Here is a 22,642-nt window from a genome sequence, read left to right on the forward strand (position 1 = left end):
TTGAGTTCGTCACCGCGAACGACTTCGGGATCGTAAGATGTATCTGGCTGAAATCAACATCAAGAATTTTCGTCAATTTGACGCCGTCGCCCCCCTCTTCTCTGTCCAGTTTCACAAGGGCGTAACCGCCCTCATCGGGGAGAATGATGCAGGCAAGACAACCGTGATCGATGCCATCCGGCTTGCCCTAACGACACGGGACATGGAGTATTTTCGCCTGGCCCCCGAGGACTTCCACATCGATTCCGGCGGACAGCCCGCGACGGAGATCACAATCCGCTGTCGCTTCTCTGACTTGACGACAGCAGAGAAGGGCGCTTTCGCGGAATACCTCACCTATGAGGGCCAGTCTGTCGCCCTCTACGTCGTATGGGTTGCGCGCCGTACCAGCGACCTTCCCGGCAACCGCCGATGGGTCGACATCTCGGTGCGCTGCGGTCCAAGCGGTACGGGTCCAAGCCTGGACCCGACCGCCCGGCAACTTCTCGCCACGGCTTATCTACGCCCGCTTCGCGATGCGGAGCGCGAAATGTCGCCTGGCCGAGGCTCCCGCCTCTCGCAAATCCTGAGCAATTTCGCGGAAATCAAGACAGGGGCGTCGTTTGACAGTGCCGCTCCGCCCGCGACAGCGGCCCAGGCGGCATCATTGAGTATCGTCGGCTTGTCGGATTACCTGCGTCACCTAGTCAACTTGCACGCCGGCGTCGGGGGTGCGCAGACGGCCATCAACACAAACTATTTGGCACACCTCTCGCTAACAGGCGAGAATCTGCACAGCCGCATTAGCTTCGCCGAGGGCGGTAGTGAAGCCACTCGACTGCGGCAGATTCTCGAGCGCCTGGAGCTAGCATTGCTGCAGGGGCCAGACGGGCAGTCACGTGGAGCGTATGGGCTGGGTTCCAACAACCTGTTATTCATGGCCTGTGAACTACTCCTTCTCGGCAAAGAGGCCGACGGCTTACCGCTGCTCATTATCGAGGAACCTGAGGCCCATCTTCACCCGCAACGCCAGCTCCGTTTAATGGAGTTTCTCGAAGCCGCAGCGCAGGAAACTGACGACCAGACCCGCCGGCCAGTTCAGGTGATCGTGACAAGCCACAGTCCAAACCTAAGCTCCAAGATCTCTCTGAAGAATCTCGTGCTGTTGCATGGAAAACGCGCATTCTCCCTTGCTGAAGGCGAGACGAAGCTCACGACCGGCGACTATCGGTTCCTGCAGCGCTTCCTCGACGTGACCAAAGCGAACCTGTTCTTCGCGCGCGGCCTGCTCATTGTCGAAGGAGATGGCGAAGCCATTCTCCTGCCAACGCTCGCCGCGCTATTGGGACGAGACCTGACGCAGCATGGTGTGTCTGTCGTGAATGTGGGTGGGACCGGTCTCCGGCGCTACGCGCGCATTCTCCAGCGACAAGACGCGACGAAGGGCCTGCTCCCTCTTCCCACAGCCTGCCTGGCTGATATGGACGTGATGCCGGATTGTGCCCCAGTCATCCTCGGCCTGGTCGAGAATGATGCCGATCCTAAATGGACGAGTAATAAGCGGCGGTGGAGATCAAAGAAGGACTTTGGGGCCGCGCCAGCCGCGCAGAAAGCCGGGCTCACCGCAAAACGCGCGAAGCTATGCGAGGGCGACGGACAGAACGTCCGAACCTTCGTCGCCGATGAATGGACGCTCGAGTACGACCTGGCGTACTCCGGCCTCTCCGAAGAAGTCTATATCGCCGCGAAGCTTGCGGCAAACGACGACCCGCTGAACGAAGCGAAGAAGGAACGCGTGGCCGTAGAAGCGGAGGCAAAAGTCGAATACGCCCACTTGGTTGCCTTAGCCGGCGACGGCAAGGACGCCCTCTGCTCCCATATCTACGAGATGTTCACCAGCAAGCGAGCATCCAAAGCGATCGCGGCGCAGTATTTGGCCGAACATCTGGATCGGCGAATGGCCAAGGGAGACATCGATCGCGCATGGCTGGAGGCGCGAACACCTGCCTACATTCAGACGGCGATCCAGCATGCCACCACGCCGCTGCCACCGCCGCAAGCTGATGCCGGAGCACCCGCATGATCAGGCCCACGGACTTGATTACACCAGTGACCGATGATGACATCACCTGGGTTAGCCAACTGATGGGCCTGCGCCCACTGGATCGTTCGCGTCGGGAGTTTCTCAGTATCCTCGCCACCCGGGATGTGTCCGCATGCCCCGGCAGCGGCAAGACAACGATTGTCGTCGCCAAGTTGGCCATTCTGGCGCGAAAATGGACGAGCAGCACGCAGGGCATTTGCGTTCTCTCACACACTAACGTGGCTCGGGAAGAGATCGAACACCGCTTGGGCGGGAGCGTCGTTGGTAAGCAATTACTTGCCTATCCGCATTTCATTGACACGATTCACGGCTTCGTCAGCCGGTTCCTTGCGATACCTTGGCTACTCTCCGCCGGGTACAAAATCTCGGCGATTGACGACGATCTCACGACCGGAGTGCGCCGTCGCTTCCTGGGAGAAAAAGACTACGCTCGCCTGAATTTCTATTTGGAGAAGAAGAACAGGAGTTTTGCGGATCTGAGACTGGGATCGGCACACTTTCAGACGCCCATTGCGGATGGCGCGTTCCCTGATGGGCCGCATACGCCGATGTACCAGCTTGCGGCGAGCGCACTGCGCCACGCGGCAGAGGAAGGCTATTTCTGCTACGACGAGATCTTCGTGCTTGGAGAGGCCTTACTCGCGCAGCAGCCGACCTTGCCGGCGATCCTCCAACAGCGGTTTCCGTTCGTGTTTGTGGACGAGATGCAGGACACGACGGAACAGCAGAACCTCTTCCTGAGTCGACTCTTTCCCCGCGACGCCGTGTCGGTGTGCATCCAACGAATCGGCGATCCGAACCAAGCGATTTTTGAGCGCGGCATCAAACCAGTTGCAGATGCGTTCCCCGACCCCCAACAGTGTATTGGTATCGCTGACAGCTTTCGCTTGCCCACCTCCATCGCGACCCTGGCTAGCCCATTCGCCTATGTCCCGGTCGAGCCCGATGGGCTGATCGGCATAGGCGGCATCGGCGCGCCAGGTGGAGCGCTACCGCACACGATATTTGTCTTCCCTGACGACGATGCATCCATGGTCCTGAGCGCATTCGGGCACCATGTATTAACCACCCTCGCCGATTCAACGATTACTGGTGCGGCAGTGAGGGCCGTAGGCTCGGTGCACAAGGCGTTTGATGACATCCCACCGGGGCACAAGCATTATCCCAAGACCGTCCATCACTATTGGGCAGACTATCAGCCCAAGGGCAATCACCTCAGACACCGCCCACAGACTCTGATTGAGTACATTCGCCTCGCCCAAGACGCAGCGAAAGCAGGCGCGGCCCTCTCTGAGTGCGTGAACAGCGTCGCGTTCGGCATAGGCCAACTCGCGAACCTCATGGTCGGGGCCACGAAAATTGCGGCGCGTGCGCGCCAGCATTTGCATACCGAGCAACTACTTCAAAGCTCGCCAGTGGCGCTGTCCACCTACCGCGGTGTTATCACTCGTTTTCTGATCGACCAAGAAACGCTGACTGGGCCCGGTTGGACAGGTTTGTCTGAAGACCTTAAAGTACTTGGATTGACTCTGGGCGGAGGGGACAAGGCACCCAAAGCGGCCGACGCCTTTCTAGCATGGCAAGGTGTGGTGGTCACTCCACCACCCGGAGATCACGTTCAGCCTCCTGAAGCAATACCGCCGAATTGCTATCGCTACAGTGATAACGGGCGGAGCGTCGATATCCTACTGAGCTCTATTCATGTCGCCAAGGGCCAGACGCATCTGGCTACACTGATCTTGGAGACATTCAACCGTGCCCATGTTCTCGACAGTTTGATGCCTTGGCTCCTCGGGAAACATTCGAACGGAAAGAAATGCGCCAACGACACGGCAGCGCAGCGTCTGATGCAAATCTACGTTGCCATGACTCGCCCGACGCATCTTCTCTGCCTGGCGGTTCGCAACAGTTCACTCGGTGTTGGTGCGACCAACGAGGCCAACCGGGAAACCCTTCGCCTGCGGGGCTGGAGGGTCCAAATTTTGTGATGACACTTGAGGGTGGCGCGCTATTGCAAAAAGCATATTCCGGGTCACAATGGACGGCTTTCCCGCGCTCGCGCGCGTGACCCAGGCCGGGGCGCCCCACTTCGCCCCCGCCATGTGCCAGCCGTGGAGCGCATGTCCCGCATTTCATGTATTTCTCCCAATGAGAGAGCCAAATGGATCTGTCGCCCATTTTTGATGCCGTTCAGTTGCAGGTAACGCATGCGCTGGCCCATCCGTGGGTGAAGTATGTCGCTTGGCTTTCGTCTGGGGTCGGCGTGATGGCGACCGGCATCGGCAGCATGGGAAGTTCCAGCCGTTCGTGCAAAACCGGCGCTCAAAAGAGATCGCAGCGTGCATGCAGGCGGCGAGACGGTCGCGCATCCGCGCCCTCGGAGGGTCACCCGGCAGTACGCCGGGGGGCAATCCGTGGCGCACCCCATCCATGGGGCTTTCGCCTGACCAGTGTCGGCGCCGACCGATACATCAGCTCAGGATCTTTCCCCATCGCGCGATGGCCTCACGGCCGATTGCCGTCAGACCGAAGATGCGGGCGTTGTCCTCGAGCGGCAACTCAGCTCGGACAGCCTCCCCATTTACCTGCTGGGTGATGAAGGTCCGCCAGGCTTCCCGAATCAGAGCGTCGGCGGCAGGCGTTCCTGTCATCTGGCTCGCCATCAATTCGTCGAACGTCACTGGAACGCCCCGTTCGTCAAGGCGCGAAAGGGCCATCATGATCGTCTTCATCTCGTCAAGCGCTGTCGTGTTCGTTGTCATTTCATTTTCCTGGTTGCATCGTGAACCGGCTGTTGTGAATGAGAGCGAGGAGGCCGGCATCCCAAATGCTAATGGCGTTTGCGGCAAACCCATCGACAAAGATGAGCCCGATCTACCGCGATCTTCGTTTTTTTGGTGCCGCCTTCGCCGGTTGATCATTGACCATTCCCAAAATCAAGGCCACCGCCATCGCGGCGCATCTGGCTGAGGCTTCGTGCAACCACCGCTGACCGTTCGCAGGACGGCGCGGCGTCTCGGTTTCCGTTAGTATCGACGTCCTCGTTTTCCGCCCTGATCAACAAAGGAGGCGCATTCATGCCCGATCCGAACACAAGCCGTTGTCTAAAGCTGGCCGCTCTGCGCCACGAGCATGCCCATCAACTGATGGGGAAAGCCGTGCGTCCCATTTACTATGTAGACATGGACGGGTACCCGCTTCATGAAGGATCCTGCGTCCTTGTCGAAATAGACGAAGAGAAGTATGTCATTACGGCCTCCCATGTCATCGATGCGTCGACCAAGCATGACTCTGCGCTGTATATCGGCGGGGCAGATTCGCTCGTCGAAATCTCGGGCGGCGACTACCTGCGATCTCCGAGGTCCGGCGACAATGCTAACGACGACCCCTACGATTTCGCCGTTTGGAAAGGGTCGGCCCAGGCCATTGCCGCGCTGGGTGACCTGCCATACATCAGTTCCCGGCAATTCTCACTCGCGCCCAGTACTGCCGCTGGAAACGTCTATTCGGTCTTCGGCTATCCCACCACCAAGAACAGATTCCGCCAGAGAAAGCAACGCCGAGTGAAATCGCAGCTTTGGCACTACTACTCGGTGACGCGCGATGGCGCCAAGGCGGCCGAGAAGATGGGGGTCGACGGAGTCCATCACATCTTCATTGGTTATGACAAGCATTCCAAATGGCCAAACGGACGAAGAATAGACTCCCTCAAGCCGCAAGGTGCCAGTGGAGGCGCCTTGATCGATCTGGGCGATTGCAGCGACTTGGAGTCAGCCAGATCTGATGGGGAATTCGTTCCCAAGCTCGCCGGAATTTTCATCGAGCACCACAACAAGGTCTTGATCTCGACACGGATCGGCGTAATTCTTCAGTCCCTTCAAGACGCCGGGTACATCTGATGCGGGATCGCAGGTCCGGGGCTCGAGTGCAGCGGGCAGACCTGCGCCACGCAACGCCCTTGGCGAAGCGGCCTTCTGGCTGCCGACTGTCGGCTGGCCCCCGTGCGGCCCGTATGCGGGGGCGCCCACGCCGGGTTCAGCCCCGACCCGCCGCAAGCGGGGGGCTCGGGGCATCCCCGTCGCCCCGGTCGATAACTGGGACCGCGGGGCGGCCTGCTACGCGCCCGGCCGTCCTGCGCCCGCGCGGCCACCCTTGACAAGTATTCCGGGACCCCGTTCACGCGCCGCAGCGGCGCGATCGTGCCCGGGCAGCGCCACGCCTTGCACGTCCAAGGGCAACCTTCAGGCGTCCGATCGGCTGGCATATGAGGCACGGTCGGTATCGACCGCATCCGGTCGGCGGACTAAACCGCTCGCGCGGTAGGGGCTACGGCCATACGGTGGCGGTCAGGGAGAGGCCGGTCACACCGGTCACACGGTTCTATGTTGGCGAATGAGGCAATCCGCCTCGTTCTTCAACCGGAGCCGAATCATGACCTCCTTACCGGCAAACGCCAGTCCACTGCGCCAGCGCATGATCGACGACATGCGCATGCGCCAGCTCTCGCCGAAGACGCAGGACACCTATCTACACATCGTGCGCGAATTTGCCCGGTTTCTCGGGCGCTCACCTGACACCGCCACCGTCGAGGACCTGCGGCGCTACCAACTGTATCTCGTCGATCACGGCACATCGCCTGTGTCACTGAACCACGCGATCACCGGCCTGAAGTTCTTCTTCGAGGTCACGCTCGACCGGCCTGAGCTGATGGTCAGGATGCACCCGGTGCGCGTGCCCCGCACATTACCCGTCGTGCTCAGCCCCGATGAGGTGCGGCGGCTCATCGAGGCGGCCGGCAACCTCAAGCACCAGACCGCGCTGTCGGTCGCCTACGGCGCCGGTCTGCGCACCAGCGAAGTGGTGGCCCTGAAGGTGACTGACATCGACAGCCAGCGCATGACGCTGCGCATCGAGCAGGGCAAGGGCCGCCGCGACCGCTACGCCATGCTTTCCCCAGTGCTGCTCGAGCGCCTGCGCGTCTGGTGGCACGTGGCCCGGGCCCAAGGCAAGATGCTGGATGGCGGCTGGCTGTTTCCCGGGCTCGATCCCGTCGACGCGCTCAGCACTCGGCAACTGAACCGCGCCATCCACGCCGCCGCCGAAGCTGCGCACATCGACAAGCGCGTGTCCATGCACACCCTGCGGCATAGTTTTGCCACCCACCTGCTCGAACAGAAGGTGGACATCCGCGTGATCCAGGTGCTGCTCGGCCATGCGAAGCTCGAGAACACCGCGCTCTACGTGCAGGTGGCCACCGACCTGCTGCACGAGGTCACCAGCCCGCTGGACCGCCTGCCTCCCGAGTAAGCCCACGCGCTACAGCACCTCATGCTGGAGGTTGCGGACATCTTCCGGAGCCACGGACCAGCGTGGCGAGCAACGACACGCCTGAGCCTGGGGCAGTTGAAGGTCATGTCGGCCATCGAACAGTGCCGCACAGCGGCGCTGGGCGGGCATGTGCTGCGCTGTTCAGGTTGCGAGCGTATCGAGGTCGCCTTCAACTCCTGCCTTATGGTGACCACTCCGTTGCGGGGAGCACGGGCGCCGAAGCAGCGCGAAAGCTGGACCAGCGCTCGCAAACCTCCCCATTACATCTTGCTCTTCAGTAACGCGATCAGCCGATCTGGCGGTCGGAATTTGCCCGTGCGGAGGTGGGGTGGCACCATTGACTCGATAGCCTCCAACTTCTGGTCGGGGTCGGCGCGAACGTACACCTCCGTCGTGGCCAAGTTGGCGTGTCCAAGCCAGAGTGACACCTTGCGGACGTCGTGCGTGGCCTGCAGCACCATCATTGCGCAGGTGTGCCTCAACACGTGGGGAGACGCCTGCTTGCTGGCCAACGACGCGCATCGCTGACTCGCGGTGAGGACATGGCGCCGGAGTATGTAAGCCACGCCCCATCGGCTCAAGGGATCGCCGCGAGCATTGACGAACACCTCCGGCGTCGAGAGGTCACCTCGCACTGCCATCCATGCTCGCAGTGCGGCAGCGGCTGGCTTCCACAAGGGCAATGCTCGTTCTCGCCGACCCTTGCCAAGTACGTGGACGCTCGCCGACTGCGCGCCCACATCGGCGATACGCAGGCCCGTCAACTCCGACACCCGCAGGCCAGCGCATACCGCCAAATGCAGCATCGCCTGATCCCGGACTCCGTCTCGGGTGGTCGGGTCGAGTGCATCGAGCAAGGCCTGAACCTCGTCTCTGTCGAAATGCGCAACCAGCCGTGTATCGGTCCGCTTGAATGGGATCGCAAGGACGCGGCGGATCTGTTCGAGCGCTGCCGGTTCGCGATGTTGCAGGAAGCGAAAAAATGATCGAATGGCAGCCAAGCGGACGTTGCGCGTCTGCGCCGAGTTGCCCCGGTCGACCTCCAGGTGCCGCAGAAAGGCGGCAATCAACGTCGCGTCGAGCTGGTCCAACCGAAGGGCCGACGGTGCGACTTTGAGCCTGGACGCAGCAAACTCGAACAACGCCTGGAAGCTGTAGGCGTATGAGTCACAGGTGTGGCCACTCGCACCGCGCTGCTGACTCAGGTGATCACGCAGGAAGGCTTCGATATGAGGTGCGATCGAGGTCATGGCTGCTCCCCCGTAAAGAACCTCTCGCCGGCGGCGGCAATATCCGCGAGCAACTCGGCAGTGGTCTGCAAGTACCAGTACGTCGCGTCGATGTTCACGTGCCCCAGATAGGTAGCTAGTGCCACCATGTGCTGTCCGATGCGTTGACGACCCGCCGGCGCTGACTCCAACGCTCTGACGGCGAACGTATGCCTCAGCTCGTGCAGCCTTGATCGGTGCCCCTGCGAGCCCTGCACACCCGCAGCCTTCAGCACTGTGCCAAAGACCGGATACACCGCGCGGTACGTCAACGGCTGACCGTTGCTTCCGACGAAAATATGGTCGCCTTCAGGGTGCATCCTCAGTCGCTGCTCCAGGTAACTTTGCAGTGCCACCAAGGCGGTGTCGTGCAGCGGAACCAGGCGCGTCTTCTGGAACTTCGTCTTGCGAATCAGCAGCCCCTCCGAAGTGACGTCGCCCAAGCGCAGGCCCAAAGCCTCGGAAACCCGCATGCCTGTGGCAGCCAGCAAGCCGATCAGGGTGGCGTACGTCCGCGGCCGCAACGTGCCCCGTGGAGTGAGCCGGCTGGCGGCCAGCATGAGCCGGCCGACCTCGGCGGGTGAGTAGATGTGCGGGATGCGACGAGTCTTCTTATAGCCAAAGTAGTTCGGCGGCGGCAATTCATGGCCCGGGTCTTCCAGGCGAACTTGGCGGGCAAACTTGCAGACAGCCTGATAGCGGACATGCCGTTGTGCGACCGACGGGCCTTGGCTGGCCCAGTCGACGAGCGTTGTCACTCGCACATGTCGTTCTCCGCGAGCCGCAGCAAATCTGGCAAAACTGCGCAGCAAGTATTCCGCATTGCTCATCGCAAATCCAGCCGTGCGACGCAAGGCGAGATAGGCTTCGACGGCGGCCATCATGATTGCACCTCCGGCCACGGCTGTGCGATGCCCCGAAGCAGCGAGGTATCGACCTTGGCGTAATAGGCGGTCATGTCCAGGCTTCGATGCCGCAGGACGAGGCCGATCTGATCGAGCGGGACACCGTGGCGCAGCATCTGCGTCGCCGCGGTGTGGCGCAGGAGATGTGCTCCCTTAGCGGGCGACTTGATGCCCGCGCGGTGCAACGCGCGCTCGACGACGGATGACACGCCGTCGCCCGACTTGAAAGGCCCGGCTGGGGCAATGCTGCGCAGGAACACCCGATCCGAACATGGGGTCTTCGGTCGGTGATCCAAGTATGCAAGCAGCGCGTCGCCGACGTCCTGAGGCAGAGGCAGGCGCACTTGGTAGCGCCCCTTGCCCGCCACGAGTAGCGTGCCGTCTCTCCAGTCGATGTCACCAAGGCGAAGCTGGGCTACGTCACCGGCACGCAGCCCCAGTCGTACCAGCAGCAGCAGGATTGCGCCGTCGCGTACATGGACGGGAGCCGTGCCGGCGCATGTGGCGATCAGCCGAGCCACCTCGTCTTCCGACAAACAGCGTGGCAGTCGGGCAAGGCGCCAACTGGCGACGGCGGGAACGGCGTCCGCAAGGTCGGTGTGCGACTGTCCCGAAGCGTTCAAGAACCGCAGGAACGAACGCAACGATGTGATTCGCTTCTGGGTGGTTCGAATGGCGGATTGAGCAGCGCGGTCGGTGACGAAGTCACGAACAGCACGAACGGTCCAGATGCTGACGTCCTCACCGAGTTCCCGGACGAACTCTGTGGCATCGCGCGCATACCGGCGAACAGTGGACTTACTGGCGCCGCGATGCACTTGAAGCCAGTCGCGAAACGCCGTCACGAGGGCTGGCTCGTCGATTCCGTCAACGGTGACCTCGCGGTCGCGACAGATGCCGAGCTGCGATAGATACCGCTGAAAGAGCTTCGCCCCGAAGTAGTCGTGGTAGCCCGTTGAGTCGCCGTTCGATAGCGGACAACGGCAACGGGGGAAGTGGTGAGCGAACGCCTCCAGAGTGCTTGCGCCGACAGCCGCGAGATCAGTACGTTCGCGGTGCACGAAGTGACCGAGGTGAGCTGCTGCTCGCAGATATCGGACCGCGGTCATAGCAGAATATCCGGCACGACTGAGTTCCGCCGCGAACCCATCGATGTACGGGCCGCTGGGGCCGGTTCGAAGGCGGCGAAGGGTCTTGGGTGCGCAAAAGAAGTTCTCGAGCATCGAGGTCTCCCGGTGAGTTGAGCCATGAGCGGCCCAACACACAGTACCCAGAGCCCGTTCTAATGGGGAGAGTTACTCGCCTTCCCGCCACGGAAAGTCCGAGCATTGCCTCTGCAACCACATCCCAGCTCCCCGCAACGGAGTGGTCACCATAAGGCAGGTAATGGAGTGCAACCCATTACCTGCCGCAACCGCCATTGCACGAAGTGCCAGGCCAGTGCCGCCCACCGTTGGCTCGAGGCGCGCCAGGCCGACCTGCTGCCCGTCGAGTACTACCACGTGGTGTTCACGCTGCCTGCACCGGTCGGCGCGATCGCCTGGTACAACAAGACGGTGATCTACGGGCTGCTGTTCGACATCGCCGCCGAAACACTCCGTACCATCGCCGCGGATCCAAGGCACTTGGGTGCCCAGATTGGCGCCACGCTCGTGCTGCACACTTGGGGCTCGGCGCTTACGCATCATCCGCACGTGCACGGCATCATCCCAGGCGGGGGCCTGTCGCCCGATGGTGAGCGGTGGATCGCATGCCGGACCGGCTTCTTCCTGCCCGTGCGCGTCCTGTCGCGTCTGTTCCGGCGCCGCTTCCTCGAAGCGCTCGAATCCGCTCACCAGCGTGGCCAGTTGCAGTTCTTCGGCGAATACACGGAGCTTGCCAATGCGGCTACCTTTGCACGGTGGCTTGCGCCACTGCGCACCTGCGAGTGGGTCGTCTACGCCAAGCGTCCCTTTGCCGGACCAGCCACCGTACTCGAATACCTCTCACGCTACACGCACCGGGTGGCTATCTCCAACCAGCGCCTGCTCGCCTTCGATGAACGCGGTGTCACCTTCCGCTGGAAGGACTACCGCGCAAAGGGACGCACCCGCCACAAGATCATGACGCTCGAAACCGGCGAGTTCATGCGCCGCTTCCTGCTCCATGTGCTGCCCGCCGGCTTCCATCGCATCCGTCACTACGGCCTGCTCGCCAACCCGGTGCGTCGCGCCAGTCTCGCGAAGGCCCGTGAACTGCTGGACGTCATGCCTGAGGCCGACACCCAGCCCGACGATCCCGGGGTTGCCATCCCTGCGGTCTTCGTCTGCCGGCACTGCGGTGCGCCGATGATCGTCATCGAGATCCTGGAACGCACTGCGCCCATTCGCGCACCACCCAAGCGGCGAGGCCAGACATGAGCACCACGCTTTCTGGATGTGCAACTCGACCGTCGGCTTTGCGGCAACGCGGCCTACGAGCGGACGTTTGCGCTTGCCGCTTCGCGCAGCCCCTCGCACGTCCGCTTCATCCTCGCGATTGCGCGACTGGACCGCCTCGTCACCGCACCAGGCTCTATCCAGCATCCCGTTTGACTGCGCATCCTCCAGCACCGTTGGGCATCCCGGCCTATCAATCGCCATAGCCTCCAATACTCCGACCGCCTCGGAGCACTCCGCCGTTTCCTCCATCGAGGCTTGTTCGACGCCTGCCAGTAACGCACGGTGGCGCACTCACATTCCTGCGGGTGACGGCAGGCATCGAACAACCCTAAACGGCTGAACAACCCTAAACGGCTACGGCCGGCCGCTGCGTTGGGACGGCCGCGCGAACAGACTTGCGTTGTTGGTTCATCGATGGTCTCTTCGAGGCGCTCTCAGATCAGGACAAGATCGATCTTGGGGCGCCAAGGCTCCAATGGCATGGCGAGTTTGCTGATTTCGATGAGGTCGCTCAAGCGCCTTCTCCACACACGTTTGCAAGAATCCCGTGCTCCAACTCCGCGGCCTGCTCGGCGCCGCGTGAGGGGTGAGCCGAAACGTCGAGCCAGGTCTGGATGATGTCCGTAACCGGGATGCCGTCGCGGAAGACGCTGCCACGTTGGAGCGATTGAGGAAAACTCGGCTGCTGGAGGATCAAATCAGGGGACTCACCTTCCCGGGCGCGGCGCATCTGGGGCCATTGTTCGGCCACCATCAGGTTCGGACGTTAATACATGCCAAAAGACTCCCGCGCAATAACCCTTCCACCTGGAGACCGCGATGAAGCGAATGGTCGGTGGTACGCCGTGGACATGACCGACGCCAAGCGCGCTCGTGGCGGCGAACATCCCAAGAGTGCCGTGCTCCTTCTTAATGAGCTTGACAAGCTGATCTTTAACCGATGCCGGCGAAAGGATTTTCATCGGCACAGCGAGCGATGGAGTCAGGTACACCGCCTTCCATCTCTCCATCAGTTTACGCCGCCGCACAAGCGTCAGAAACGGCTCGGACTCGATGAAACCTTCAGCCTTCAAAGCGTTCACCAGCCGCGTGGCTGTCATCTTGGAGACGCCGGCAGCACGCGCGAGGTTGGTCGCCGTGCGATAGTGAGCCGCATCCACGCCGATCATGTCGTCTCGCTTGATATCGACCGCCAGCAGCAGCTTGAGCATCCATTGGGTGAAATCCGAAAACACCAGCCGCTGCGGCGTGCTGTGGCTGGTGCGGTAGGAAGCCGTTTTGGCGTCGGGCCGCTCGGAACGACGCAGGCTTGGGAGGTCAACGTACACGGTCCCGTCCTTCGAAAGCAAGGCGAATGGCTCACCGTCGCCGTATTGCTTGTGAAAATCCACAAGACGGTCGACAAGCGTCGGCGAAGCGCTGTTCACCCAGATCAGGACAGCGGGACGCACCTGCTGCTTCTTCGCGTACGAACGCGCCTCCAGCAGCCCCTGTGCAAACGCGCCGGTGAGCCGGTCAGCCCGTCCCTCCTTGTACGACTTGAGGACTGCACAATAGATTTGACCGTGATCGTTGGTTAGGAGGGCGTCCCCCGAATTCTCCTGCCCCTCAATCCCCACCAGTCGCCAACCGGTACCCTCGAATAGGTCACGGAAGGCATACAGAGCGCGGTGGGCGGGGAGTACTTGCGATAATGGATTCATATCGTAGTCACGTGGCCGTGTTACTTCACATGGCCATGTTACTACGGTCCAGATTCATGCCAGCCCCGGCGCGGATGCCAGGTCTGTTGGTTCTGCGCGTCGCCTCTTCCCATCACCTGCCAGTCGATGCATGCGCCCGTCACCGTCTGGGCGGGCTCGAACGGTGGATTTCCATGTAAAACGGGCATTTCGGGTTTCTACATGGAAACTCGGGCCGGGGCTTGGCCCGCAAGGCGCAGACTCGGTTTCCCTTCATCTGGAAGGAGACCATCATGGACGCCATCTCTCTCAATCTGAGGCGTCAAGTTCCATGGGACAAAGGAAGACTGACAGGCCAGAAGCCCCCGCTGAAACTGAACGAGATTTGGGCGATTCGAACCCGGCTTCAGCTTACGGCAAACGCTCGCGAACTGGCGATGTTTAACCTTGCCATAGGCAGCAAGCTGTGCGTGCGATCTAACAGGCCCCGGGTCGTCTATGCCACGGCTGTTGCGGCACTAAGGCTTAGTGCACAGAATCGCGCACCGTCGTGCAATGACCCCGCGACGTTACTGTCACGCCCGCGATCCCTCCCTGGTCGCGGGCGCTTTTTTTGTTCGGCCACGGGCGACGGTGCCATGACAACTTCGGTCGACTTGTCTTGCGACCGACCTGCTTTCTCGACTACATCGCCGTAAGTCACAGGGTCCGTTTTGACTGCCTGCTGTAACAGCCGATAGAAGAGCGATCCGCGCGAAAGCGAAGTGCGCCGGTTGAAGCGAAAGACGAACGCATCCAGGTAAGCGTCAAGATGCTCTGGTTGAATCGACCCATGATGCGTACCAAGGATCCAACGTCTCACTAACGAGGCCACCCGGTGGAACTGATAGGGATGGCACTCATCGACGCATTCTATCGCTCGCCGGAGACAATAGAATACCCCTTATATTCATACAGTATATAGGCCATGAGTACTGCTTCCCGAATGCCGACTATGGCACGGGCAGCTTCGAGACGATGATCCCGTGGCATTTGCGCAATGAGCTCAACATCGAGCCGTACCTGCACTACGACGGCGACACATCGCCCGAGGTAGTTGATGTGTGGAAAGAGAAGCGTGCGGAGCGGCGGCGCCGGAATGGATAGCGCGACAGCTAATACCCTTGGCGAATGTTCATGGCGGGTTGCTTTCGGGCTCCCCGCCATGCCTCCAGTGTTTACTTCAGAACTGCGAGGACTAACCCAGAGAACTTGAGCAGGGCCAACAACGCCAGGATGATGACCTGGGCTATCGCGATCCCGAGCTCGTAGCTCCCTTTCCTAACCCCCTTGCCTCGTGTTGATCGACTGCCGGCGTAGTCGCATCAGCGTGTTCAAAAGCCACCCAAGTCAATAATTGTCGACGGATATCTGTAAGTCAAGCGCCTCAGCGCCGTGACGGCGCAGAGGTTCCGCCGCGGATCAGATAGACTAGCGTTCGCCATAATCAAGGCTAGGCGCACGGACCTGCTGAGTGCGGAATCTGCGCCGCGCCTGTTTGATTAGCAGCTAGTGTGGAGGGGGGATGATCGATGTGTGTTAATTACGCGCCCGTGCAACGCCAACTGCTCCGCGATGTCTTCGGCGTCGAGCCGCCTGCGGACGAATACAAGTCCGAAACTTGGCCGGACTACCCGGCCCCCATCATCCGCGCCAGAGACGGCCTGCGCGAGTGTGTGGTCGGCTCGTTCAGCATGGTACCCAAGGCGACCATACCCCCGGGCGTCAAGAAGTTCGACACGGCCAACGCCAAGGTCGAGACTATCGGCAAGCTGCGCTCCTTTGCCGGCCCATGGCAGGCAGGCCAGTTGTGCCTCATACCCGCGACGAATTTCTACGAGCCGAACTATGAGAGCGGCAAGGCGGTGCGCTGGCGCGTTGGGCTCAAGGATGATGAGCCATTCGCGATTGCCGGCCTGTGGCGAGCGTGGCCGGACGGCGCCCTCTCCTTTGCGTATTTCGGGGCGCGTGATCGGCGATTTCGGCGCAACGTGATCACCTGTTTCGGCCGGAAGATGATCGCCGGTTTCGGCTGAACGTGATCACTTGGCGGTGACGCCGAAATCAGTGATCACGATCCCGAAACGAGTGATCACGTTGCCGAAATAGGTGATCAAGCAGCCGAAACGGGTGATCATGCACCGAAATGATGCTGATCAAGGGCTGAAGGTGGTACTGCGCATGGGCTAGATCGCCGGCGATACGCTGTTTCCTTTTTTTCAAGGAAGCAAGCTGATGCCGGCCAACCGGATGACCATGCGCAAGATTGAGGAAGTGCTTCGCCTGAAGTGGGCGTGTGGCCTGTCGCACCGGCAGATCGCCAGGGCGACGGGTGTGAGTGTTGGCGCTGTCTCGCAGTACGCGGCGATGGCGAAGGCATCGGGACTGGATTGGCCGCTGGCAGACAGTCTTGACGAGGATGCCCTGGAGCAGCGGCTGTTCGGCGCGCAGAAGCCGGCCAACAGCCCGGGCGGCCGAGTGACACCGGACTTCGCCTATCTGCATCGCGAGTTGCGCCGCAAGGGCGTGACGTTACAGTTGCTGTGGGAGGAATACCTGGAAGCGAATCCAAGTGTCCCAATCTACCAGTACACACAGTTCTGCTGTCGCTACCGGGACTGGGCGGCGACGCTCAAGCGGTCCATGCGCCAGCATCACAATGCTGGCGAGAAGCTGTTCGCGGACTTCGCCGGCCCGATGGTTCCGATTCTCAACCCCGAAGGCGGCACGGCCTTCGAGGCCAGTATCTTCGTCGCTGTGCTGGGCGCGTCGAACTACACCTACGCATGCGCCACCCGCGGCCAGACCACTGCCGACTGGATCGGAGGCATGGTTTGCGCGATGGAGTTCATCGGCGGTGTGCCCGAATTGCTGGTACCGGACAACCCGCGAGCGCTGGTGGCCCGCCCGGATCGGTACGAACCGGTGCTGTCCCGAACCGCTGAGGACTTCGTCCATCACTACAGCACGGCCATGCTGCCGGCACGGCCACGTAAGCCCCAGGACAAGGCCAAGGTCGAAACCGGTGTGTTGATCGTCGAGCGCTGGATCCTGGCACCGCTGCGCAACCACCGCTTCTACAGCTTGGCCGAGCTCAATAAGGCCATCAAGAAGCTCGTCGCCGACCTGAACAGCCGCCCCTTCAAGAAGCTGCTCGGCACGCGACGGGAATGGTTCGAACGGCTAGATCGCCCGGTGCTGCGCGCGCTGCCGGAGCGGCGCTATGAGGTGGCGACGTTCAAGCAGTGCCGGGTCAACGTCGACTACCACGTCGAGATCGACGGCCATTACTACAGCGTGCCACATGCCCTGGTGCGCAAGGCGGTGGAGGCTCGCGTGACGCGCCACACCATCGAGATCCTGTACGGCGGCAAGCGCGTGGCTCTGCACGCGCGCAATACCCGCAAGGGCAGCCACAGCACGGTCAAGGACCATATGCCGGCGGCGCACCGCGCCCACCTCGAATGGACGCCGGGCCGGCTGCTGAACTGGGCGGCTTCGATCGGTCCGAGTGTCGCCGTCATCGTCGAATACCAGCTCACCAGCAGGCCGCATCCCGAAATGGGCTACCGCGCCTGTCTGGGCCTGCTCAGCCTGGCGCGGAAGTACGGCAAGGACCGGCTGGAAGCGGCCAGCACTCGCGCCGTCGCCATTGGCTCGCTCACACGCAAGTCGGTGCTATCCATCCTTGAAAACCATCTGGACCGGCAAGCCACTCTGCCGGGATCTCAGTCTGAGTGGCATTCCCCCATGCATGACAACGTGCGTGGCCCTGACTACTACCATTAGGAAAATACATGCTGATGCAACACACCGTTGGCCAACTCAAGGCACTCAAGCTCGACGGGATGGCCCGGGCCTTCGAAGAGCAGTCTGCTCTGACAGCCAGCACCAGCCTGCCATTCGAGGAACGCTTCTCGATGCTGGTCGATCGGGAGATCGCCTGGCGCGACACCCGGAGGCTGGAGCGGCTGCTGCGCGTGGCCAAACTCAAGCATACCCAGGCATGCGTCGAAGACGTGATCTATGACGGCAGCCGGGGCCTTGATCAGCGGCTCGTCGCCACCCTGGCCAGTTGCGACTGGATCCGTAACGCACAGAGCCTGATCCTGACCGGGCCGACCGGCGCCGGCAAGTCCTGGCTGGCTTGTGCGTTCGGTCAGCAGGCCTGTCGGCAAGGGTTCTCGGTGCTCTATCAGAGGGTGCCGAGGTTGTTTGAGGAACTGCAGATCGCCCACGGCGATGGCAGCTTTACCCGGCGCCTGGCGCAACTGGCGCGGATCGATGTGCTGATCCTTGACGATTGGGGCTTGCAGGAGCCTTCCGAGAGCGCACGCGGTGATCTGCTGGAAGTCCTCGATGACCGTGTCGGCACGCGTTCGACCATCGTGACCAGCCAGTTACCGATCGAGCATTGGCACCAACGGCTCAATGACCCGACGCTCGCCGACGCCATCCTGGACCGGCTAGTTCACCAGGCCCACAAGGTGCCGCTCAAGGGCGAGTCGATGCGCAAGCGGGCATCAACAGATACCAAGAAGCGGGGATCGTGATCACCTACGCTACAATCTCATGACCGCGCAGTACCACCTTCCTTCCCTGATCACGTTCACCGAAACGGCCGATCACCTTCACCGAAATCCGCACTGAGTCGGCCGATCGAGCGTTGGCCGGCGACGAACTTCCGGGTTCGGCCAGTCTCGGTCATTGATCGATGTCGTTGCACGGACATTAGAACGTCGGCTTCACAATGGGCAGCGGCCATCCGCCGGCGGCTGCCATTGCTCGAGAAGCAAGCGTTCGAGATCTACCCGACGACAACCACCTTATCGCTTCAATTCTCGAACAAGACGCCGTCATCGAAGGCGTCGGGAAAATGCCAGTCAATCCGACCAGGCCGGCAGGCGCGGTCTCCGGCATTACCCAACTGCCCCCTTCATACGTGCCCCGCCACTTTCAGTGCGTTGAGTGCACTGTAGTGCGAATTGCCAGGTCACCAATGTTAGTTCGTCTAACGTCCGAATTCCGATCTTCCCTTAAGAACTCTGAAGCCCCCCCTAAATCAGCAGTGTTCTAGCACGCGCGCGCGTTCTAGCTTGTCGGTGCCTGATCGCCCATACAACTCCGCAAAGAGCCGGCTGCTTCGTTGCAAGCATTGCAGCACTGCATTGCTCGAGCACCGAGGTCAGCGGAAAGACCGACATCTCCGCTGCGCAGCCAAGGACCACTGCGATGTCAAGGGGACATCCCACCGCAATTGCCACTCTAAGTCGATCCGCCAGGGCATGCAACACATGCTCGTCTCGACAGTCGTCGCTCGGACCCGATGACCAACGAACCTCTCGCGAAAGCGCCCTAATGTAGTGCAACAGGTCTGCCGAAGTAACTCTCCTGGCCAATGATTCGGCGTGCCGGTTCAAGTCGAAATAGCTGCTACGAGTGGTACGGCAGCACCGGAGTCCTCCGTCAATCGGCTCGGACATTCAACAGACCACGCTAACGTTTGGCAAGCCATGTCGAGCCAGGCAGGCCATGATGATCTCAATACCGTCTCGGACCGGCCAGACCAAGTCAGATTTCATCCCCACCAGCAAGACGACGTGGTGGTCAGAGTGAAGAACTGGCCTATCCCACTCACGCGTACCGTAGACGGATACATTCGAGCCACCGATGGCAACCGCGCACTCGACGTCAGTCGTGCGAACATTGACCATTCCCGCTCGAGCACCCCAGCGGGGGTTCGAGGGGAACTTCAACAGTGTCATGCAGATCCCCACGGACACACCGCCCTCAAAACGAAGCGAAGCGCCTCGACAGATTGCCCCTCACCGCACAGCACAAGTCAAGAACCCGACATCGTGGTGCTGTCGCTTTTCTGTCAGATGCCCCGCATTCGATTCAGCCGCAGCCAGGCATCATTTTTCCACCGAGACACCCTTTTCGCCGATAGTGCCCTTATCGAGTGGAACACCAGCCGCTTCCATGATTCTAGCGAGAGACCACCAAAGCCCCGTCACGGTGATGATCTCGATGACTTGACTATCGCTATAGTGGTCACGAAGCCCGTTCAGGGCGGTATCCGTCGCGCGATTCCGAATAAGGAGCTCATCAACAAAATTGATTACAACTCGCTCCGTCTCGTCAAGACCTACCGGATCGATGCAGGCGAGCGCGTCAAGCTTTGCCTCTGGAACACCCACGCGAACGGCGAGCGCGCGGTGCTGGATAACCTCATAAGCGCTCGCAGTTCGATAGCCAGTTCTTACGATTATCATTTCTCGCATGGCCGGGCTGAGTGCTCCGTGCCTTAACAAGGCCCCGGACAGAGCGCCCAGTCCAGTCATAACCTCCGGCTTGAGGTGACGTCCAATGCGCTGCCCATTGGTCAGTTGGCCATAAACACCAGCGCCACCTTCGCTGTCAGCAGGATATGGAATACGCTGGGGCTGAGTCGTCGACAACTCGAAAACCGACGGCAGCAGTTTGTCGTCGGTGCAGGTCTTCGGGATCATTTCCGATTTCTCCTTGGCGGTCGAACCTTTGCTCGATTGAGCATGTGCGGCCGAAGGCAAGACTGGCATGGCAACCAGCAATGCCAAACTGGTAAGCACCCATGCGATGGCAAAGACGCGGCGTGAAAAAAAATATGAACGCCTGGATCGACCGGATAGATCGCGATCGATGTCGGCCTTGGACGAGCATTGATAGCCTCGAAATTTGACGCCCTCGGTACCGGCTGCCGCAGCATCTTGTGGCACCGTTGAAGGCGCATGCTGCTCAACTTCGTTGTCATCAAGATCTTTCAATTTTGAAACCTCAGGAAATGATGAGCGATGCGGTGGGAAAAATGCCACGTACTTCGCTGCTGGCATCGCCGAATGGAACGCCTCGACAAATCTGGTGAGAACCGCACTACGTCATCAGGATTGCCGATGGCGACCCCACGACTCCGAAGAGGTCGTGAGAGCGCCCCGGTGAACGTCCCAACTTTGTGCGATCCTCCCGCTGCCGTCAGCACGTGCTCTATTTCGACTCTGGCACAACCAGCGAGCCATCCTGCGCACGACTAAGTGGCGGCACATAGCCCTTAAGCTGCGCAATGATCTCAAGCGCAAGATGCCGGCTCAGACGGCGACAATCGTTAATGCCCCCGTACATCTGCCAGAACTGGCGCTGACCGAGCGGCTTGGCGAGACCAACTGGCTCCCCCATCGCGTCGAGGCCGCTGCACGCCCCAACTTTGTCTGCGATGTCTTTGCCGAAAATCTCGGCGACATTCTCGTTCGCGTTCTGGAATCCGGTGGCGGCGACGATGGCGTCGAACTCGAGCACCTTTCCGTCGATCAGCAAAAGGCCATTTTCCACAAAGCGTTCGACCTCGCTGGCCTGCTGAATTCTGACGTTGCCATCCACAATCTCCTGGAGCACCCCCATGTCCAGGTGAAAGCCCTTAAACGTCTTGAATAGCTTGCCAAGCCATCCGCTTCCATCGGCGCCATCTCCGAGCCAGAGACCTGCCTCACGCAGATTGGCATAGAGGTCCGCATTGCGCTCGTTACAGGCGTTGCACTCGTTCTTAAGGATTTCGATGATGACCGGATATACCGCGCCTGCGCCGCGACGAAGATCGGCGGTCTCTACCGAATGACCCCCGGGAAGGTAATCGCGGTTGTACCTGACGCCCTCCTCCAACGGCACAACTGAGGTCTCACTACGCTGAAGCATCGTCGGCTTGGCGCCTCTGAGATACAGGTCATAGCACATGTCGAACGCACTAGTGCCACTCCCAACCACAAGCACGCGCTTACCTTCGAACTCGGCCCCGGACTTGTAGTACTTGGAATGGATCATCGTTCCCTTGAAGTCCTCAATCCCCGGAGCGGAAAAGGGCTTGGGGTTGAGGCCGATGCCGCCAGTTGCAAGCACAACGTGTTTAGGTCGGATCGTCCTGCTGGCGTTGTCGGCCGTGCGAAGCTCGATGGACCACTCCCCCTTGTTTTCGTCGAATGCGCCCTTGACTACCTCAGTCTTCAGCCAAAGATTCAGCCGCATCATTCTCCCATAGGCGTCAAGCCAATCGGCCCACTGGTCCTTGGGCACGTAATCGGGGAAGATGTCTGGACTGCGGATATATGGAAGTTGATTCACCGCGCCGACGGTATGCAGCGCCAATGATTCATAGCGGTTGCGCCAACTATCGCCAAGCCGCGACGCACGATCGACGATCAGGTACGACTGTCCCATCCGCTCCAGTCTCGCACCTACGGCCATTCCTGTGTGGCCGGCACCAATGATCAGTACATCTGGATCGTGATTGGCAAACGCCATCTTCTCCTCAGCGAACTCACCGAAATGCTGGCCTTTACGCATCGGCTTATAGCCATGGATCGGAAAGACCGGTTGCAAGCGCTCTCGGTTGACGCGGTTGCCCAGTTCCTCAACGACATCGTTTAGCGTATGAATGTCCGTGCCGAGCATATAGCATCTCGCGCCGGCGGACGCTGTCGCATCCTCAACAATGCGCAGAAATCCCTGACCCTTGCCGTTTCGCAATTCGAAGGCAATATAGGCTTCAACAACTTCGCGACCAAGGATGGACGCACGGGCGGGATCTGGATGCTGCTCCGCCAATCCGAAGTTTCGGGGTTGCGTCCAGTCCTTCACGCTCAGCAACGCATCCAGGACCTGGTCCCGGCCGTGCGCCTGGCGCATGTCCCAAGTGAGGGCGACCTGGTCCCTCCAATAGCACTCCTCAAGGAAGATAAGCTCTAGCCCCGCACGGTCACTCGCTCTTAGTGCCTCTTCAAATGCAGATAGCCAACCACCTACCAGTTCCTTCAATCCCACACTGGTGCTCATGTTGATGTCTCCGTGAACCAGGACGCTGCGGCGTCCAATCATTCTGAGAAGCCGCCTT

General features: G+C 60.7%; 15 protein-coding genes and 3 pseudogenes. 10 read left to right on the forward strand and 8 right to left on the reverse strand.

Going from position 1 to position 22,642, the window contains the following annotated elements; all coding sequences use genetic code 11:
- Window positions 1-37 precede the first annotated feature (37 nt).
- Window positions 38-2,062, forward strand: a complete 2,025-nt coding sequence (locus A9975_RS16820; RefSeq protein ID WP_183033825.1) for an ATP-dependent endonuclease — start codon at window positions 38-40, stop codon at window positions 2,060-2,062.
- The gene (locus tag A9975_RS16825; RefSeq protein ID WP_183033826.1) at window positions 2,059-4,071 is read left to right on the forward strand and encodes a UvrD-helicase domain-containing protein; all 2,013 of its coding nucleotides are present in this window, start codon (window positions 2,059-2,061) and stop codon (window positions 4,069-4,071) included. Before A9975_RS16820 ends, A9975_RS16825 begins: the two co-directional genes overlap by 4 nt.
- A 483-nt stretch (window positions 4,072-4,554) precedes the next feature.
- On the opposite strand, the gene A9975_RS16830 is transcribed toward A9975_RS16825, so the two are convergent.
- Window positions 4,555-4,845 (reverse strand): hypothetical protein, encoded by a 291-nt coding sequence (locus A9975_RS16830; protein WP_183033827.1) that lies wholly within the window; start codon window positions 4,843-4,845, stop codon window positions 4,555-4,557.
- A 315-nt stretch (window positions 4,846-5,160) separates the two neighbouring features.
- Between A9975_RS16830 and A9975_RS16835 the strand changes: the two genes are divergently transcribed.
- The 3 genes and pseudogenes from A9975_RS16835 to A9975_RS16845 form a co-directional block, all read left to right on the forward strand.
- Window positions 5,161-5,982, forward strand: coding sequence for a hypothetical protein (locus tag A9975_RS16835; protein WP_183033828.1), 822 nt, complete (start codon window positions 5,161-5,163; stop codon window positions 5,980-5,982).
- A 532-nt stretch (window positions 5,983-6,514) separates the two neighbouring features.
- Window positions 6,515-7,390: a site-specific integrase gene (locus A9975_RS16840; RefSeq protein ID WP_183033829.1), complete on the forward strand. Its 876-nt coding sequence runs from the start codon at window positions 6,515-6,517 to the stop codon at window positions 7,388-7,390.
- A 21-nt stretch (window positions 7,391-7,411) separates the two neighbouring features.
- A pseudogene (locus A9975_RS16845) lies at window positions 7,412-7,663 on the forward strand (transposase zinc-binding domain-containing protein); the annotation flags it as partial.
- Window positions 7,664-7,671: 8 nt separating this feature from the next.
- Here the strand turns inward: A9975_RS16845 and A9975_RS16850 are convergent.
- Genes A9975_RS16850 through A9975_RS16860 form a run of 3 tightly spaced genes read right to left on the reverse strand, consistent with a single transcriptional unit; the run spans window position 7,672 to window position 10,807 of the window.
- Complete coding sequence (locus A9975_RS16850; RefSeq protein ID WP_183033830.1) at window positions 7,672-8,661, reverse strand: tyrosine-type recombinase/integrase; 990 nt, start codon at window positions 8,659-8,661, stop codon at window positions 7,672-7,674.
- Complete coding sequence (locus tag A9975_RS16855) at window positions 8,658-9,563, reverse strand: tyrosine-type recombinase/integrase (protein ID WP_183033831.1); 906 nt, start codon at window positions 9,561-9,563, stop codon at window positions 8,658-8,660. The genes A9975_RS16850 and A9975_RS16855 overlap by 4 nt, the downstream gene beginning before the upstream one ends.
- Window positions 9,560-10,807: a tyrosine-type recombinase/integrase gene (locus A9975_RS16860; protein WP_220810784.1), complete on the reverse strand. Its 1,248-nt coding sequence runs from the start codon at window positions 10,805-10,807 to the stop codon at window positions 9,560-9,562. Before A9975_RS16860 ends, A9975_RS16855 begins: the two co-directional genes overlap by 4 nt.
- 105 nt (window positions 10,808-10,912) lie before the next feature.
- On the opposite strand from A9975_RS16860, the gene A9975_RS16865 reads away from it, so the two are divergent.
- A complete protein-coding gene (locus A9975_RS16865; RefSeq protein ID WP_370564806.1) occupies window positions 10,913-11,983 on the forward strand; it encodes an IS91 family transposase in 1,071 nt (356 codons plus the stop codon).
- 728 nt (window positions 11,984-12,711) lie between these two features.
- Here A9975_RS16865 and A9975_RS16870 read toward each other — a convergent pair.
- Window positions 12,712-13,707, reverse strand: coding sequence for an RpiR family transcriptional regulator (locus A9975_RS16870; protein ID WP_255503269.1), 996 nt, complete (start codon window positions 13,705-13,707; stop codon window positions 12,712-12,714).
- Window positions 13,708-13,979: 272 nt separating this feature from the next.
- On the opposite strand from A9975_RS16870, the pseudogene A9975_RS38120 reads away from it, so the two are divergent.
- A pseudogene (locus A9975_RS38120) lies at window positions 13,980-14,169 on the forward strand (integrase); the annotation flags it as partial.
- A 193-nt stretch (window positions 14,170-14,362) separates the two neighbouring features.
- On the opposite strand, the pseudogene A9975_RS16875 reads toward A9975_RS38120, so the two are convergent.
- Window positions 14,363-14,578 (reverse strand): annotated as a pseudogene (locus tag A9975_RS16875) (transposase); the annotation flags it as partial.
- Window positions 14,579-15,257: 679 nt separating this feature from the next.
- Here A9975_RS16875 and A9975_RS16880 point away from each other — a divergent pair.
- The 3 genes from A9975_RS16880 to istB all read left to right on the forward strand — a co-directional run bounded on the left by A9975_RS16880 (window position 15,258) and on the right by istB (window position 18,278).
- The gene (locus A9975_RS16880; RefSeq protein WP_183033832.1) at window positions 15,258-15,761 is read left to right on the forward strand and encodes an SOS response-associated peptidase family protein; all 504 of its coding nucleotides are present in this window, start codon (window positions 15,258-15,260) and stop codon (window positions 15,759-15,761) included.
- Window positions 15,762-15,960: 199 nt separating this feature from the next.
- Window positions 15,961-17,514 (forward strand): IS21 family transposase, encoded by a 1,554-nt coding sequence (gene istA, locus A9975_RS16885; protein WP_183033833.1) that lies wholly within the window; start codon window positions 15,961-15,963, stop codon window positions 17,512-17,514.
- 8 nt (window positions 17,515-17,522) lie between these two features.
- Window positions 17,523-18,278 carry an IS21-like element helper ATPase IstB gene (gene istB / locus A9975_RS16890; RefSeq protein ID WP_174424056.1) on the forward strand — a complete coding sequence of 252 codons (756 nt, stop codon included), beginning with the start codon at window positions 17,523-17,525 and terminating at the stop codon, window positions 18,276-18,278.
- Window positions 18,279-19,640: 1,362 nt separating this feature from the next.
- Here the strand turns inward: istB and A9975_RS16895 are convergent.
- Complete coding sequence (locus A9975_RS16895; RefSeq protein WP_183033834.1) at window positions 19,641-20,597, reverse strand: carboxymuconolactone decarboxylase family protein; 957 nt, start codon at window positions 20,595-20,597, stop codon at window positions 19,641-19,643.
- Window positions 20,598-20,748: 151 nt separating this feature from the next.
- The gene (locus A9975_RS16900) at window positions 20,749-22,584 is read right to left on the reverse strand and encodes an NAD(P)/FAD-dependent oxidoreductase (protein ID WP_174424058.1); all 1,836 of its coding nucleotides are present in this window, start codon (window positions 22,582-22,584) and stop codon (window positions 20,749-20,751) included.
- Window positions 22,585-22,642: the final 58 nt, after the last annotated feature.

This window comes from Cupriavidus sp. UME77 (assembly GCF_014170355.1).
Taxonomy (GTDB): Bacteria; Pseudomonadota; Gammaproteobacteria; order Burkholderiales; family Burkholderiaceae; genus Cupriavidus; species Cupriavidus basilensis.